The sequence below is a fragment of the Nocardiopsis flavescens genome, from assembly GCF_900141985.1.
Classification (GTDB): Bacteria; Actinomycetota; Actinomycetes; order Streptosporangiales; family Streptosporangiaceae; genus Nocardiopsis; species Nocardiopsis flavescens.
In genome coordinates this window covers 104,100-119,755 of record NZ_FQZK01000004.1, presented here as the reverse complement: position 1 = coordinate 119,755, position 15,656 = coordinate 104,100, and the positions used below count along the sequence as shown (strand labels likewise).

Annotated in this window: 12 protein-coding genes; 5 read left to right on the top strand and 7 right to left on the bottom strand. The window is 75.9% G+C overall.

Annotated features, from left to right (window positions below; translation table 11 throughout):
• Nucleotides 1-184 precede the first annotated feature (184 nt).
• Nucleotides 185-1,084 (bottom strand): CPBP family intramembrane glutamic endopeptidase, encoded by a 900-nt coding sequence (locus tag BUE45_RS09405; RefSeq protein ID WP_143173311.1) that lies wholly within the window; start codon nucleotides 1,082-1,084, stop codon nucleotides 185-187.
• A 341-nt stretch (nucleotides 1,085-1,425) separates the two neighbouring features.
• Between BUE45_RS09405 and BUE45_RS33790 the strand changes: the two genes are divergently transcribed.
• The gene (locus tag BUE45_RS33790; protein WP_073377773.1) at nucleotides 1,426-4,812 is read left to right on the top strand and encodes a HEAT repeat domain-containing protein; all 3,387 of its coding nucleotides are present in this window, start codon (nucleotides 1,426-1,428) and stop codon (nucleotides 4,810-4,812) included.
• Between the two features lie 192 nt (nucleotides 4,813-5,004).
• Here BUE45_RS33790 and BUE45_RS09395 read toward each other — a convergent pair whose 3' ends face one another.
• Complete coding sequence (locus tag BUE45_RS09395; RefSeq protein ID WP_073377771.1) at nucleotides 5,005-5,223, bottom strand: hypothetical protein; 219 nt, start codon at nucleotides 5,221-5,223, stop codon at nucleotides 5,005-5,007.
• A gap of 535 nt (nucleotides 5,224-5,758) precedes the next feature.
• Between BUE45_RS09395 and BUE45_RS09390 the strand changes: the two genes are divergently transcribed.
• A complete protein-coding gene (locus BUE45_RS09390; protein WP_073377769.1) occupies nucleotides 5,759-5,977 on the top strand; it encodes a dodecin in 219 nt (72 codons plus the stop codon).
• Between the two features lie 59 nt (nucleotides 5,978-6,036).
• Here BUE45_RS09390 and BUE45_RS09385 read toward each other — a convergent pair whose 3' ends face one another.
• From BUE45_RS09385 to BUE45_RS09375, 3 genes are all read right to left on the bottom strand, one after another.
• The gene (locus BUE45_RS09385) at nucleotides 6,037-6,822 is read right to left on the bottom strand and encodes a VldE C-terminal domain-containing protein (RefSeq protein WP_073377767.1); all 786 of its coding nucleotides are present in this window, start codon (nucleotides 6,820-6,822) and stop codon (nucleotides 6,037-6,039) included.
• Nucleotides 6,823-6,977: 155 nt separating this feature from the next.
• Entirely contained in the window at nucleotides 6,978-7,715 is a 738-nt protein-coding gene (locus tag BUE45_RS09380; protein WP_073377765.1) for a cell wall anchor protein, read from the bottom strand.
• Between the two features lie 198 nt (nucleotides 7,716-7,913).
• On the bottom strand, nucleotides 7,914-9,440 hold the full coding sequence (locus tag BUE45_RS09375) for an LCP family protein (RefSeq protein WP_073377763.1): 1,527 nt from the start codon (nucleotides 9,438-9,440) through the stop codon (nucleotides 7,914-7,916).
• 492 nt (nucleotides 9,441-9,932) lie between these two features.
• Here BUE45_RS09375 and BUE45_RS09370 point away from each other — a divergent pair, with 492 nt between their 5' ends.
• Together BUE45_RS09370 and BUE45_RS09365 are read left to right on the top strand one after the other, a co-directional pair.
• Nucleotides 9,933-10,841, top strand: a complete 909-nt coding sequence (locus BUE45_RS09370) for an Lrp/AsnC family transcriptional regulator (RefSeq protein WP_073377761.1) — start codon at nucleotides 9,933-9,935, stop codon at nucleotides 10,839-10,841.
• A 242-nt stretch (nucleotides 10,842-11,083) separates the two neighbouring features.
• Nucleotides 11,084-11,839, top strand: a complete 756-nt coding sequence (locus tag BUE45_RS09365) for an RraA family protein (protein WP_073377759.1) — start codon at nucleotides 11,084-11,086, stop codon at nucleotides 11,837-11,839.
• A 520-nt stretch (nucleotides 11,840-12,359) separates the two neighbouring features.
• Here BUE45_RS09365 and BUE45_RS09360 read toward each other — a convergent pair.
• On the bottom strand, nucleotides 12,360-13,061 hold the full coding sequence (locus tag BUE45_RS09360; protein ID WP_073377757.1) for a FadR/GntR family transcriptional regulator: 702 nt from the start codon (nucleotides 13,059-13,061) through the stop codon (nucleotides 12,360-12,362).
• A gap of 168 nt (nucleotides 13,062-13,229) precedes the next feature.
• Here BUE45_RS09360 and BUE45_RS09355 point away from each other — a divergent pair, with 168 nt between their 5' ends.
• Nucleotides 13,230-14,513, top strand: a complete 1,284-nt coding sequence (locus BUE45_RS09355) for a CynX/NimT family MFS transporter (RefSeq protein ID WP_084737087.1) — start codon at nucleotides 13,230-13,232, stop codon at nucleotides 14,511-14,513.
• A 31-nt stretch (nucleotides 14,514-14,544) separates the two neighbouring features.
• On the opposite strand, the gene BUE45_RS09350 is transcribed toward BUE45_RS09355, so the two are convergent.
• Complete coding sequence (locus BUE45_RS09350) at nucleotides 14,545-15,453, bottom strand: polysaccharide lyase (protein ID WP_073377752.1); 909 nt, start codon at nucleotides 15,451-15,453, stop codon at nucleotides 14,545-14,547.
• Nucleotides 15,454-15,656: the final 203 nt, after the last annotated feature.

Below are 15,656 nucleotides of genomic sequence, written 5' to 3'. Positions count from 1 at the left end.
CGCCCGGCCCCCCTCCGCGGCGCCCGCCACGGCCTGTGCGCCCGGCGGGGGAGGGGCGGGGCGCCGGCGGTCGCCGGGCGCCCGCCCCTCCCCACAGCGGTCCGTGCGCCCGCCCGCCCCCCGGCCCGCCACACCCCGCGGAACCGCCCCGGGCCGATGCTCCGGGCCCGGCGGTCCGGGGCCGTCAGCCGGCCTCCGCCACCGCCGTCCCGTACCTGCGCGCCAGGGCGCGCACCGCGAACGGGAACACCAGCATGAGCGCCGCCGGCACCGCCATCACCGGCCCGGTGGTGACCGCCAGGGACCCCAGCGCCCCCGCCAAGAGCACCGGGACCAGCAGCAGCGTGTTGTGCACCCCGTGCACCAGGACCGCCGCCTCCAGGCCGCCGCTGAACCGGGTCATCAGCGACATCCCGACCCCCGACGCCAGGTAGTACCCCAGCGCCCACGGGTCCGCCGAGCCGTGCACCGCCGCGAAGAGCACCGCCGAGAACGCGGTCGACACGGCGAACGCCGCAGTCGTTCCCGCCCAGCGCGCCCCCACCGACCGCTGGACCAGCCCCCGGAACAGGTACTCCTCGCCCGCCGACTGCAGGGGGACGGTGACCAGGGCCAGGGCGACCAGCGCCAGCGTGCCCGCCGTGAACACCGGCGTCCCCGCCGGGTTCAGCGCGTACCACCCCGTCAGGAACACCAGCCACACCGGCACCACCACCAGGGCCAGCCGGGCGAACCACCCCCACCGGAACCCGCCCGCCACCGACGAGAGCCGTCCCGGCCGTACCCCGAACACGGCCCACTGCACCAGCCCGGACACCGGGATGAGCGCGGCGAGCAGCAGGTTCCCCGCCAGCCACAGCCCGGGGGTGACCGACGGGTCCGCCGGATCGAACGGCCCGGTCCCGGCGAGACCGTCCAGCAGCCGTCCCAGCGGCGGCATGGCGACGAAGACGGTGAGGACGAAGGCCGCCACCGCCGCCGCCACGGCCGCGACGCTCCGCCAGGCGCCACCCGCCGCCCGCAGTCCCTGCACATAGGGCGTGCCGCCCCCGCCGCGTGTTCCCGCCGCGGTCGTCGTCTCCACGTGTCCCCCTGGGTGTCGTCGGTGTCCGGAGGCTGCGGTCGCCGCCCCGGCGCCGTGCGCGGGGCACGGCGGACGGCGGGCACGCCGCACGGCGCCCCGCCCGGGGGAGGACACCGGTCCGGTGGCGGCGCGGTGTGCGCGCCGAGGCCCCGACCGGGCCGGAGCACCTCCCCGGAACGAGTACAGACCCTGACGCCGCGACGGGGTCAAGCGCGGGTCCCGCCGGCCCGGGAGGCGGCGTCCGCCGCCGTGCCCGGGCCCGGACGGACTTGCGGAACGGCCGCCGCGTCCCCCATGATGAGCGCCATGACGATCAGGAAGGGCGGACTCCGCCCGGGCCGTTGAGCCCCACCGAGCCGACGCAGGCGTCGGCCCGCCGACTGCTGTCCACCGTCGAACCCCTCTCCTGCGCCGCGCGGACGCGCGCACTGGCGCACTTCGCCCGCCGCCGCGCGGGCACCCCCGAACTCTCCGGGGCCGTCCGCGACCTGGAGGGCCACGTGCGGGGGACCGGATTCGCCCCGCACGCCCAACGGGCGTTCGCCTCCCACCTGGCCCTGGTGTCCCGCGACCTCGACGCGGTCGCCCGCCACCTCGCCTCGCCCCATCCCGACCTGCGCCGCGGAGCCCTGCGCGCCGTCCGCACGCTCCCGGTCCCGGACGCGGCGGTCCCTCCCGCCCTGCACGACGCCCCCGCCGACCTGCGGCACGCGCTGTACCGCGCCCTGTTCCACGCCCGCCGCACCGCCCTGGCCGACCGGCTGCTGCCCGCCGTCCTGCGCGACCACGGCGCCCCGGAGGCCGCCGTGCTCCTCCCGGCCTGCTCCGCGGGGACCGTCGCCGACCACCTGCCCGACCTGGCCCACGCCGTGCGGTCCTGGCGCCGGTTCGCCCGGCGCCTGCCCGACACCCTCGCCGCGTACCTGCGCACCCTGGGCGACGCCCCGGACCGGCGGGCCCTGCACGCGCTCGACCCGGTCCGGCCCGCCGAGGCCGCCGCGCTGGCCGACCGCCTCCCGGGCCGGGCGCGGAGCGACCTCCCGCACGCCTCACGCGTCCGGGAGGGCGGCGGGGACCGCGGCACCGACCACTACCCCTCGCGCTACCCGGCGACCCCCTTCGGCGACCGCCGGGTCCGCTCGCTGCTGCGCGTCATGCGCTCGCACCCCGACGCCGCGCGCACCGTCCTGCGGGCCATGGAGCCCCCGCTGCGCACCCGCTACGTGGAGCGCTACCTCACCGGCCGGCTCCGGTCCGCCCCCGAGGCGGTCCTGCGCTACCTCGACCTGCTGCCGCCGGACGCGGCGCGGGAGCGGGCGCGGGAGGCCCTGGAGGGGATCCGCAGCGCCGGGCGGTGGCGGACCCGGCACGCCGACCCCGACCTGGAGCTGGACGCCCTGGCGTTCCTGCCCTACACCGAGGTCGCGGGCACCCTGGCCGACGCCGCCTCCTCCGGCGACGCCCGGCGGCGCGCCCGCGGCCTGGCGGCCCTGGTGGCCGCGGCCGGGCGCACGGGGGACCCGGAGACGGTCTCCGGTGTCCTGCTGGAGCGGGCCGAACGGGCGCGCGCCGAGCGCGACCCGGTGCGCCGCGCCCTGCTCCGCTCGGCGGCGGCCCTGCCCGTCCCGCTGCTCACCGCCGCCCTGCCCGCCCTGGAGCGGCTGCTCGACGACACGGTGCACAGCCGCGACGCGGGCGCGGACACCCGCCGGGCCCTGCGCGACATCGCGGGCCGCCTGCTGCGCCACCCCGCCTGCGGCCCGCGGGCCCGCGCCTGGTCCCTGGAGGTGTACGCCCGCCTGGTGGAGAGGTTCGGCGCGGACGGGCTGGGGGAGCACGGGCGCCCCCGTGCCGCCCCGCCCTGGTGGAGCGCGCGGCGGCGGTGGAACGCCGATCCCCGCCCCGAACCGCACCTGGACCAGGTGCTGCCCGCCGGGGCGGAGGCCGACCTGTACCGGCGGCTCGCCCCGGCGCTGGAGGCCGCCCGCGCCCGCGGCGAGCACGCGCCCGCCGTCCTGGTGGCCCGCGAGCTGGGCCGCCGGGCCCACGGCCTCCCGGAGCTGGGCGCGCACCTGCGCGCTGCCGCGCTGGAGGCCGGACCGCGGGACGCGGCGCGGGCGGCGCGGGCGTACCTGTCCGGACCGGACGCCGCGGACCGGGCCCGGGACCTGGCCGAGGCCGACCCGGCCGCCGCCGCCCTGCCCGGGGTGTGGCCGCGGCTGGTCCGGACACGGCCCACGGACGAGGTCCTGGCGGTCCTGGCCGCCGCGCCCTCCCGGGTCCCCGACGCGGACCGGCGCTCGGCCCGCCGCTGGCCGGCCCGCCTGACCTCGGCCCTGGCCGACCGCCTGGCGGCCCTGGCGGACGATCCGTCCGCCGGCGTCGACGCCCGGGAGCGGGCCCTGCTCCGGCTGGGCGACCTGCCCCGCACGGCGCACCGGTTGCGGCCCCACCTGGACGGCGACGACGTGGTCCTGCGCGAGGCGGCGCTGTCCGCCCTGGGGCGCTGCGGCGACCGCACCCTGGACCTCGTCCTGCGCGGCGCCGACGGCCCACGGTCGCGGGCCGCGGCCCCCGCACTGTCGCGCCGGGCCCTGGCCGAGCCGCCCTCGGCCCTGGTCCCCGCCCTGGCCCGCACCCTGCGGGGGCCCGCCAAGGTCACCGTCCGCAAGACGGCGGCGCGCCTGCTCGCGCGGCACCGCTCCCCGGGGTCGGTCGCTGCGCTGGTCCGGGCGCTGGACACCCCGGGCCTGCACCGCGACGTGCGCGCCGCGGTGGTGGCCTCGCTGGTCCGCTGCCTGGACGATCCGGACGCGCTCCCGGCCCTGGTCGCGCACGCCCCGTCCTTCACGGAGGCCGAGCTGCACCTGGCCCTCCTGGCGCCGGGGCCCGACCGGTGCCCGCCCCGGCACCGGGCGGCGATGGCGGAGCTGGTCGGCGGCCTGCCCGACCCCGACACGGAGCACTGGAGGCTCCGCCACTGGACGGTCCGCTGGCTGCCCTGGGGCTCCGGCGGCGGGCTCGGTGCGCTGGTCGAGGGGCTGTGCGAGCCGGGGGACGCCTTCGCCCGCTCGCTCGCCGGGATCCGGGTCCTGTGGCTGCGGGGCGAGGCCCTGGACCGGGCCCCGGAGGTGGTGGAGCGCCTGCTCGCCCGGGTCCCCCGGGCGGCGCCCGTCCCGGTGCCCCCGGAGGAGGACACGGCGCACCGCCGGCTGGTGCGGGTGGTGAACGCCTTCCGGGGGGCGGTGCGCACGCCGCGCGACGACGGAGCGGTCGAGCGGGTCCTGCCGCTCCTGGGGGAGCGGGAGGAGTACGGGCCGGAGGTCTCGGGCCTGCTGCTGGACCGGCTGAGCGCCCGCATCGACCCGCAGGGGCCGGAGGGGGCCGAGGCGGGGGACACCGGGCCGGGGGAGGCCGCGGACCTGGTGCTGCGGTACCTGCGCTCGCACCCGCCCGTCGACGGCGCGGACCGGTACCGGATCGCCGCCCTGAAGCTGAGGCTGGCCGCGGACGAGGACCGGCTGCCCGAGTTCTGCGACCGGTTCCTGGACGGCGCCGGGTCCGATCCCCGCGTCCGGTCGCACGCGGGGCGCATGGTCCTGGACCTGGCCGGCCAGGCGGCCCGTCGCCGCGGCTGGCCGGCCCCCTGGCCCGCCCTGCTCGCCCGCGTCGCGGGACTGGGCGACCCGGCCCTGCGCGTGGCCGCCCACCGGATGGCCCTGGACTGACCGGGCGCCGGCCGGAACGGACGGGGTGGCGGTTCCGGGCGGTGGCGGCGGAGAAGGGATGTCGGGGGCCCTGAGCACCGCCGACGGCCGGGCCAGATCCCCCGAACCGGCGCTACCCCGCGCCGCCCCGCCCCCGCCAGGGCGCCGCCCGCGCCTGTGGACGGGGCCTCCGGGCAGGCGGGGAGCCCCCGGTCAGTTCTCCAGCTCGTCCAGGGGGACGGTCTCGCGCAGGAAACCGCGCAGCCCGAGAAAGTTCTCCAGGTAGGCGCGGTGCTCGTCGCACGCGGTCCACACCTTGCGCCGGTCGGGGGTGTGCAGCTTGGGGTTGTTCCACACCAGGGCCCACACCGCCGTCCCGCGGCAGTCGCGCCGCGAGCAGATCACGGCCTCGGTCCGCTCGGTACCACCCATGGTCGCCCCCTGTGAGATTCGCGTCCCGCCCGGTCCGAGGGCGGCAACGGCAGGGTAGGGGACCCGGCCCGGAAAAGAGAAAAGGCGACGCCGGGTGGCTACGGGGGCAAACCACCCGGCGTCGCATGCGATGTTCCGACGGGGGCTCGAAACATCGTCCCGCGCTCCGACGGGGGACCGGAGCGCCAAGACCCAATGTACACCGACACCCCCGGGGGTACGTCAAGAGTCAGTTACGACGTTGTCTCGGGAGAGTCCCGACGCCCGAAGGACTTAAGTCCCAGGTCAGGTCTTATATCCCCTTTTCTGAGGGGGTCAGGGAACGTGACGGAGGAGACGTCCGTACCGTCCTGGTAACGGAAATCCCGACAAGGCCCAAAGTCCTTATCCGTACCGGGTCAAGCGGCGCCTCCGATCCCTTCTCCGGGGGCGCGGTCACGGAAGGGTGCGGTGTGGCGGCCGGGGAATATGGGGAGGCAGGTGAGCGGGGACGGCCCCGCGGGGCCGCGCGCAACCGATCACTCAGGGGGTCCACATGTCCGGCCACACCTACCGGGTCACCGAGATCGTCGGCACCTCGCCCGACAGCGTCGCCAACGCGATCAACAACGGCATCGAACGGGCGTCCACCACGCTGCGCGAACTGGACTGGTTCGAGGTCACCGAGATCCGCGGCCACATCGAGGACGGCCGCGTCGCGCACTTCCAGGTGGGCCTCAAGGTCGGCTTCCGGCTGGAGGAGCCGCAGGGGTAGCCCGGGCGGCGGCGCCGCGGCCGGGCGGGCTCCGCCCGGCCGCGCGCGTCCGCCGGCGGTCAGCCCTCCCCGGCGGGCTCCTCGCCGGCCTGCACGTCCACGTGCACGTGGTCCAGGTGCCGCAGGATCTCGTTGTCGGGGTCGGCCTCGTAGTCGCGCCACCCCAGCGACGGGAAGTAGGTGCTCCAGATGCGGTCGTCGAAGATGATCACGTCGATGTCGTGCTCGGGCGCGTGCGCGATCAGCCAGTGCGCCATGATCCAGCCCGCGCGCCGGTTGTCCTCGTTCACCGGGCGGTAGAAGATGTCCAGCGCCCGCCCCTCGTAGTGCGCCGACCCCTCGCCGTGGCCGGTGTCGTAGCCGCCGGGCACGAACCCGCCCAGGCTCGGCTCCGCGAAGTGCTCCTCCACCGACTCCTTGAGCCGCTCGGCCCGGGGGGTCAGCCCCGAGGGCTCCTCGTCCTCCGGGCGCAGGTCGGGGTTCTTGGTGGAGCGGCAGGTCAGGGAGGGGCCGGCGTCGTCCTCGGGTCCGTCCACCAGGACGTCCATCACCTCCTGCGGGATGTCGCCGGTGTCGGGCGCCTCGACGGGCGCGTCGTCGCCCTGGGCGATGACGGCCGCCGCCGTGGTGGCGCGGCGGGCCTGCTCGCGTTCGAGGGGGACGGTCTCCTCGCCGACCCACGCGGAGCACTCGGGGCCCCAGGGCGTGGAGATCGGCAGGGGGGCGTCGCGCTGGACGAGCCAGCGCGCGCCCAGGGCGGCGAGGACGCCGAGGACGATGAGGATGCCCACGGACAGGACGACCCCGTTCCAGCGGCGTCCAGGTCGTACGGGTCTGTGTGCCATGGCCCTTGTGCCCTTCGCTCGTGCCGGACGGTGGCCGTCCGGCGCGGGTTCCTGAGTGGTCAACTCCCCAGGGGTCGCTCAGATTTCCGGCACAATGGACATTTTCCCCACATCGGCGTGCATCCACTCCCGTGAACGCGGGGCCGGGGACGCGCTCAGCGCACCGACCAGAGCACGAACAGGCCGCCCACCAGCAGGGTCGCGGCCCAGATCCGGTCCATGGTGACGCCCTTCCACCCCAGCGCGCGGACCCCGAGGAAATCGTGCGCGATCAGCGCGGCGGCGGCGCAGGCGGCCAGCATCGCCGCCGTGTGCACGCCCGCGGCGAACAGCCCGGTGACCGTGGCGTCCCACAGGTCCCACACCTGCCCCGGCGCGACGTCCGGGGCGGACGTGCCCGGTGCGTCTGCGCCCGTTCCCGGGGCATCCGCGTCCCCGCCGGCGGCGGCGCCGTGGCCCGCGTGGCCGCCGCCGTGGCCCATGCCCTCGTGGGACGTTCGCCCCGCCAGCACCGGCATGAGCATCAGCCCCGCGCCGTGCGCCGACGCCATCACGAACGACCAGGCCGCCAGCTGCCAGGGCGGCAGCCGGATCTCCGTCCGGTGCGCGTGGCGCCGCCACAGCAGCATCACCAGCCCCACCACCACGATCACCCCGCCCCCGACCACGGGGAAGAGCACGGACGCGGTCAGCGAGCCGGTGACGGTGATCGCCACCGCGGCCGCCGCGACGCTCACCGCGTGGCCGGCGGCGATCGGGGGCAGCGCGCGCAGCACCGCTCCGCGACCGCCCTCCTGGAGGCCCCGCGCGGTCGCCAGCATCCACCCCATGCCCGGATGCAGGCCGTGGAAGGCGCCCAGCGCGACGAGGGTCAGAACCTGAGCGGAGGTCACGGCGCCAGGGTCACACGGGCCGGGGGAGCGGGCAACGGATCGGCGCGGGCTGACCGACACCGGTCACCCGCGGTGTCCGCGGTTTCACACCGGGTCCCGGCGGGCAGCGGCCTTTCCCGTGCGCCCCGCCCGGTGTCCGTAACGCCGGAGGGCGCCGACCGCAACCGCCGGTCGGCGCCCTCCGAGAACCTCACACGGTCAGGGGCACAGCGCGCTCAGGTCGCTGGCGTCCTCGCCCACCTGGCGGCCCGGGTCGGCCGGGGCCTCCTCGTCCAGGCCGGTGTACTCCTGCCACTCGGTGCGCTCCTCGCCCGTCTCCTCCGCGGCCTCCTCCTCGCCCGGCACGGCCGGGTCGGAGGGGCTCGGGTCGGTGGTGGGCAGCTCGTCGCCGTCCACCTCCACCGCGATCGCCTCGGCGACCAGGGCGCGGATCGCGTCCCAGTCCGGGCTGGCAGTGTTGACCTGCGGCGGCGACAGCTGGAGCGTGCTCATCTCGCCGGTGTCGGTCACCAGGTCCGCCAGCTCCACGAACGCGGGCACCTTGGACTGCGGGATGTCCGTGGTCAGCGTCCGCTGGGTGGCCCCGGCCAGCTCCCGGTAGCTGGTCAGGACGGTGGTGGGCGCGACCTGCTCGGCCACGTACTTGATGAGGCAGCCCTGGCGCCCCATCCGCCCGTAGTCGTCGCTGTTCACCCGGGAGCGCCCGTACCAGAGCGCCTCGTGGCCGTCGAGCACCCGCACCCCCGGCTCCAGCACGCCGCCGTGCACGCCGTAGGGGATGGGCTCCTCGATCGTCACCCGGATGCCGCCGATGGCGTCGATGAGGTCCCGGAAGCCCATCATGTCGACCATCGCGTAGTAGGAGATGTCCAGGCCCAGGTTGTGTCCGATGACCGACTTGAGGGTGTCGGCCGAGGGGTCGGGCACGTGCGGGTTGACCGCCAGCTCGTCGGGCTCCTCGGCGACGGTCTGGTAGACGTCGTTGAGCAGCAGGTCGAACCCGTAGGGCTCGGGGTAGCGCTCCGCCAGCGCGCTGCCCTCGGGGAACCGCACGTTCTCCAGGTTGCGGGGCAGGCCGACCAGCACGGCCGCGCCGGTGTGCGGGTCCATGCTGACCACGATCATCGTGTCGGTGCGCACGCCGTACCGGTTGTCGGCGGAGTCCGAGCCGATCATCAGCACGTTCACCCGGTCCGCCCCGTCCCAGGGGTCGGCGGCGTCGTGCGGCGGCAGGTCGTCGCGCTCGGGGCCGCCGAAGATGCTGTTCAGCGCACCGTAGGCCGTGTACCCGCCGTGCAGGGCCAGCGCCGAGGGCGCGGCCACCGTCAGGCAGAGCAGCACCACCACGGCGCCGCTGAGCAGCCGCGCGCCCGTCGTCGCCTGCCGCGGGCGGGTGATCACCCACGAGTGCACGATGACGGTCAGCCACAGCACCGCGACGACGAACACGACGCCCATCGCGGTCATCAGCCAGCTGCTGCGCAGGGCCATGCCCGCCATGGAGGTCAGGGTCCCCGCGTCGGAGCCGCCCAGCCTCACCGCCCACACCACCAGGGCCGCCAGTCCCACCAGGTACAGGCCGAGGATGGCCCCGCCCGCCCATCTGCGGCGCATCCGCAGGTGGGCGATGCCCGGAAGGGGGACCGCCGCGGCGGTCCACAACAGGGCCCCGGCCGTGCTCGGGCGCGCGGGCGCCCCGTCCTGTTGCTCGTCCTCCGCTGCCACCGACGCTTCCTCTCCAGGGGACGGCCTTCCGGCCCCGTAATGTCCATTGTTCCCCGTCGGAGCGCCGTTCGCGGTCATGGAGCACCGCGGTCGAGCAGGTCCGTACCTCCCGACGGGGGTGTCCGGGAGGGAACACGGTGGGCCACACGGGGGCCTGTGGCGAACCGGATCCCATCGTCAGGGCCGGCCGCCTCCGCCGCGGGGTGCGGAACGCCCCCGGGTGTGTCGCGCCGACACGTGAGATCAGTGTGGCGCTTTGCCGGAGTTGTGTGCACGGCTACTCCCCCATTAGGGATGTTCTATACAAGTCTGTTATGTGCTGTTCACGCATTCGATGGGGCATTGATGAGCCCTCTCGGCCGCTCAAAGGGGTGAATCAGCCGATTTCTTTCTCGATCGGTAGTGACGGCGGCGTCGCAGCTGCGATGATCTGGCCGCAGGAGGGGGCGCCGCCCGGGGGAGGGCGGCGACATGGGAACGAAAGGCACCATTGTGCTCGATGCGGTTGACGCGGCGCTGATGCGCGCGTTGCAGGGGGACGGCAGAGCGACGTTCCAGGCACTGGCCGACGGGGTCGGCCTCTCACGTACGGCGGTGCGCGCCCGGGTGCGCCAACTGGTCCAGTCGGGGGCGATCAGGATCGTCGGCGTCCTGCACGCCGGCGTGGTGGGCATGGAGGTCCTCGGCCACGTGTCGTTCCGTGTCACCGGCCCGGTGGGGCCGCTGCTGGACGCCCTGGGGGAGCGCGAGGCGGTGACCTTCGCCGCGCAGTCGGCGGGCAGGTTCCCGGCCGTCGCCCAGGTGCGGGTGGCCGACGACGCCGCCCTGACCAAGGAGCTGGCCGAGCTGCGCTCGCTGCCGGGGGTGGACGGCGCGGAGGTCTTCCGGGCCGGGTCGGTGTTCAAGGACGCCCACAGCAGCGTGCGCGAACTGCGCGACGTGGAGCTGGACGCCCTGGACTGGCGGCTGGTCCGCCGCCTGCTGCGCGACGGCCGCGCCTCGTACGCGGACCTCGCGCGCCAGGTGGGGCTGTCCCAGGCGGCGGCCCGGTCCCGGGTGGTGCGCCTGCTGGACTCGGGGGTCATCCACGTGACCGCGATCGTGGAGCCCACGGCTCTGGGCGCCAACGAGCAGCTGGGGTTCGGGCTGCGCTGCCGCGGGGACGCCGAGGCGCTGGGGACGGTGCTGGCCAACATGGCCCGGGTGTCGTTCCTGGCCAGCGGGTTCGGCCGCTACGACGTCGTCGGGACGCTCACCGCGCCCGACCGCTGCCGCCTGGTGGAGGGGCTGGAGGCCGTCCGCTCCACCCAGGGCGTGGCGCACGTGGAGACATGGGAGCACCTGTCGGTGCGCAAGGAGCGCAGGGAGGGGGACCGGGCGCTGGAGTGGATACCCGGCTAGGGACGGCGGCGGCCGTCGGCCGGGAGCCGGGCGCGCCCCGGACCGCCCGCGTCGCCCCGTCGGCGCCGACCCGAGTCCGGCCGAAATGTAACCACCGGTAGCATTTTTACGTGTTTCCCTCCCGTACGCCTTGCGTCACGCTTAAGTTACCGGTGAGTATGGAAGGGGCCGGTCCGAGCCGGCCTCACCGGGCGCGGGTGGAGTGGGAGGTCGACGTGGCGCTTGCGGACACACTGACTGCTGTGGGAACGGTGGCACTGGCCAGGTGCGGGGGCCGCCCCTTCGGAACGCACCTCTTCTCCGTCTGGCCCGGAGCGTCCTTCGCCGCGACCGCCTTCCCGGTGCGCTGCGCCCCCGGCGACAACCTCGCCCTCCACGTCGCGGTCGCCCAGGCGCCCCCCGGCTCGGCGCTGGTCGTCGACGTCTCCGGGGAGTCCGAGTACGGCTACGTCGACGAGATCCTCGCGGTGGCGGCCCGGGCCCGCGGGCTGGGTGGCATCGTGCTGGACGGGTGCGTGCGCGACGTCGCCGCCATCGCCCGCTGCGGGCTGCCGGTGTTCGGCACGGGGGTCGCGGTGCGCGAGGCGCGCCCCGAGGCGGGCGGCTCCGTCGGGGACCAGGTCACCATGACCGCCGTCGGCCCGGTGCCGCTCGCGGTGCGCCGCGGCGACTGGATCGCGGCCGACGACGACGGCGTCGTGTGCCTGCCCCGGGGCCAGGTGAGCGCCATCATCACCGAGACGATGGACAGCATCACCCGCGAGCAGGAGATCATCGACGCGGTGTGCGCGGGGGAGAGCACGCTGGACCTGCTCGGCCTGGACCCGTCCCGGGTCAGCGGCTGGGAGGGCGGCCCGGACGGCCGGACCCGGCGGGCCGGGGCGCGCCCCCGCAGCCTGGGCTCCCTCCGGGAGGCACCGGGCCGCGGCGGCGCGGGCGACCAGGGACGGTCGCGGCTGTCGCCCCGCCCCGCGGTCGGCGACTCCTACCGCGACTGAGGCGTACACGCACCGGGTGCCCCACCGGCCCCGGAAAAAACTTGTGCCCCATCGGACGCACGAACCCTGCGCCCCACCCGCCCCGGAAGGAACAGGGGCCCCGCCTGTGGCACCCGTCCCCGCGCACCCGTTCCGCGGTGCCGCGCCGGTGGGGTGCCCGGTGCGCGGTGGGGCCTGCGGGGGCAGGCGGCGCCCCGTGGCCGGGGTCTTCCCGGCCGGGTGCCGATCGGTGGTCCGCGGGCCCTCTGCGTCGCGTGCGGGGGGCGCCTGGTCTGGTGGACCCGTGCGGGTGGGGCCGCGGTCTCCTCCGGGGGCCTTCCCGGTCGTGCGGCGTCCCGTGGTCGGGTCGTGCGGTCGCGGCGCGCACGGTGCCCGGTCGGGCCTGCGTGGACGTCGGGCCCCCGGGCGCGGCGGACGGGGGCGCGTGCGACCCGCGGCGTGCCCCGCTCCAGGGCGCGCGGCGACCCCGGGAAGGGGACGCTCCCGGGCCGGGGCCGCCGCGCCCGGCACCGGGCCCGTCTCAGTCCTCGGTCAGCGAGAGCAGCTCGTCGATGTAGCAGGTGGCCTCGCGGACCGCCGCCACCTGGTCGGACTCCCGCAGCGCCTCGGTGAGCTTGGAGTGGTCGATGCCGTCGCCCGAGGGCCCGTGCTCGGCCTCCTCGCCCTCGTTCTGCTCGTAGGCCGTGTGCGCGATGCTCGCGTACACCACCTGCGCGATGTCGTCGTACAGGTCGATGAGCAGCGTGTTGTGGGTGGCGTTGACCACCGCGCGGTGGAACGCGAAGTCGGCCTCCACGAACGCGCTCATGTCCCGCTCGCGCCAGGTCGACTCGCGCAGGGCCATGGCCCGGTCGATCTCGGCCATGTCCTCCTCGGTGTGGCGCAGCGCCGCCAGGCGGGCCGCCTCCACCTCCAGGGCGCGGCGCACCTCCAGGTTCTCGCGCAGGCGCGAGCGCTCCAGGCGGCGGCGCAGGGCGCCGCCGAGCTCGCTGGAGGCGCGCACGAACGTGCCCGCCCCCTGGCGGATCTCCAGCAGGCCCGCGTGGGCGAGGGCGCGCACGGCCTCGCGCACCGTGTTGCGGCCCACCTCCAGCTGTTCGGAGAGCTCCGACTCGGTGGGGATGCGGTCGCCGACGCCCCACTCACCGGAGTCGATCTGGGCTCGTAACTGACTGATGACCTGGTCTACGAGACCGGTCCGGCGTGTCGAGGCGAGGGGCACGCTTTTACCTCCTAGGGGCGGGTCGCCGGATGACAGGGCCAGCGTACGGGTGCGGCTCGGTTAAAGCCGGAGCTTAGACCAGACCCGCGCGGGAATCGGTCCCGGACGTCAATGCGTTATCCTCATGCAGTACATCGGGTCATCCTATGAATATGTGAGCCGCCCTACATGAGTACCCGAGTCGTTCCCCGAAGCAGCGCCATGAACCCTTCCTCCCAGGACCGGAACGCCCCCGCCCGCCCCGGCGCCGGGGCCCTCCTCCTCATCGCCGCGGGCATCGCCCTGGCGGCGCTCAACCTGCGCACCGCCATCACGAGCGTGGGCCCCCTGCTCGGCGAGGTCACCTCCGGGCTGGGCATGACCGCCGTGGGCGCCGGAGTCCTCACCACCCTGCCCGTGCTCAGCTTCGCCCTCTTCGGCGGGCTCACCCCCGGCCTGGCCCGCCGGCTCGGGTCGCACCGGCTCCTGCTGCTGGCCCTGGCCGCGGTCACCGCCGGGCTGGCCGGACGCGCCCTGGTCGGCTCCCCGGCCGCGTTCCTGGGCCTGAGCGTGCTGGCGCTGTCCGGCGGCGCGGTCGGCAACGTCATCCTCCCCGCCCTGGTCAAGCAGCACTTCCCGCACCGGGTCGGGCTGATGACCACCGTGTACACCACGGCCCTGGCCCTGGGCACCACCATCGCCGCCGCGGCCACCGTGCCCCTGTACGAGTCGACCGGGCAGTGGCGGATCGCCCTGGGCGTCTACGCCCTGTTCGGCCTGGCCGCCGCCCTGCCGTGGCTGCTCACCCTGCGCCACCAGCCCGCCGCGGGCGACGGCTCCCTGGCGCTGGGCTTTCGCCGGGTGCTCTCCACCGGCGTCGGCCTCCAGGCGATGCTGTACTTCGGCACCCAGTCCTCGATCGCCTACATCATGTTCGGCTGGTACGCGCAGATGCTGCGCGACGAGGGGATGACCGCCCAGGGCGCCGGGCTCGCCCTGTCCTACCTGACCCTGCTGGGCATCCCCATGTCCCTGGTCATGCCCACCCTGCTGACCCGGGTGCGCGACCAGCGGCCGTTCGTGCTGCTGTTCGGGCTCGCCTACATCGCCGGCCTGGCCGGCCTGTGGTTCTCGCCGCTGGGCGGCGTGTGGGTGTGGACCACCCTGATCGGCGTCGGCATGGGCAGCTTCGTGTACGCCCTCACCTCGTTCGCGCTGCGCACCCGCACCGGCGAGGGGACGGCGGCGCTGTCGGCCACCAGCCAGAGCCTGGGCTACCTCATGGGCGGGGCGGGGCCCTTCCTGTTCGGTCTGCTCCACGAGCTTTCCGGCGGGTGGCACGCGCCGCTGCTGCTGGTCCTGGTGCTGGTCCTGGGCAACCTCGCGGCCGGCTGGCTGCTGGGGCGCCCCCGCTACCTGGAGGACGCCCTCGCCGCCCGCGACGCCCGCCGCGCGCCCGCCGACGGGTCCTGAGGCCGGGCCCCGGCCCCGTGACGCCGCGGGGTCACGTGCAGGTGCCGTCGAGCTCGCAGATGTCGGCGCGCGAGGTGGACACCTTCAGGTCGTCGTACCAGATGTAGCCGTCGTGGGCCGGCGCGAACCCCTCGGTGGAGCCGCCGAAGAAGGTGGACAGGGGCGCGCCGTCCACCAGGTCGTCGTTGCTCACCAGGCGCAGGCCGGTGACCAGCGCGGCGGGGCGCCCGTTGTAGAACGCCTCGATCTCCCCGTCGGGGTTGGCCGTGCCGCCGGTCACCGTGTTGACCCGCAGGCGCTGGGCGATGTGCACCCACGCGCCCCGGGGGTGGTGGATCACCTCGCCATCGGCGCGCAGGGGCACCCTGTCCCCGGCCTCGCCCTTCTTGTCCATGTGGTAGTAGTACAGCGCCGCCTCGCCGTCGCGGCCCCAGACCACCCGCGAGCTGTAGCCGTTGTGGCCGTCGCACGTCTGCTTGCCCGAGCACCCCGGGCCCCCGCTCAGCCCGAACCCCACCTTGCCGCCGAACGAGGTGGTCCCCCAGCTGAAGTCCTCGCTGAAGCGGGCCCAGAAGGACAGGTGGTACTCGCGCCCGGGGGCGAGCTGGAACCGCGCCAACGCACCGGACTCCCCCGCCCCGATCCTGCCCGCGGGGTAGTGGACGCGCAGCGACTTCTCACCTCCGTGGGCGATCGAGTCGTCGATGAGGGTGCGCTCCTCCAGGCCCGAGTCGCGGTTGGCCACCCATCCGTCCCGCGCCCAGTCCTCCAGGGTGTAGGCGCCGCCCGCGGCGGGGCGCTCGAAGGTGTTGTGCCGGTAGGAGGGCGGGGGCGCGTCCCCGCCGGCGGCCGGGGCCGGGACGGCGGCCGGTGCGGTGGCCAATGCGGTGGCCAATGCGGTGGTCAGGGCGGCGGCGAGCAGGACTCCGGCGGCCGTCATGGGCGCTCCGTTCCAGGGTGACGGGTCGGGTGCGGACGCCGCCGCGCAGGCCCCCGAGGGGAGCCGGCGCCCGGGCCGCGCGCCCATCATCCGCCGCGGACCGCGTCCGGACCGCCCGCGACACGGGCGGCGGGCCGCCCCGCCTCCGCGCGCGGGGCGCAATGCCCGAGACCCTCCGGAAAAGGGCGATGGCTCCACGTCCG

Excerpts from the sequence above, each read along its gene's own strand:
- BUE45_RS09395 (WP_073377771.1), bottom strand. The coding sequence starts at position 5,223 with ATGGGTGGTACCGAGCGGACCGAGGCCGTGATCTGCTCGCGGCGCGAC.
- BUE45_RS09390 (WP_073377769.1), top strand. The coding sequence starts at position 5,759 with ATGTCCGGCCACACCTACCGGGTCACCGAGATCGTCGGCACCTCGCCC.
- BUE45_RS09385 (WP_073377767.1), bottom strand. The coding sequence starts at position 6,822 with ATGGCACACAGACCCGTACGACCTGGACGCCGCTGGAACGGGGTCGTC.
- BUE45_RS09355 (WP_084737087.1), top strand. The coding sequence starts at position 13,230 with ATGAGTACCCGAGTCGTTCCCCGAAGCAGCGCCATGAACCCTTCCTCC.
- BUE45_RS09350 (WP_073377752.1), bottom strand. The coding sequence starts at position 15,453 with ATGACGGCCGCCGGAGTCCTGCTCGCCGCCGCCCTGACCACCGCATTG.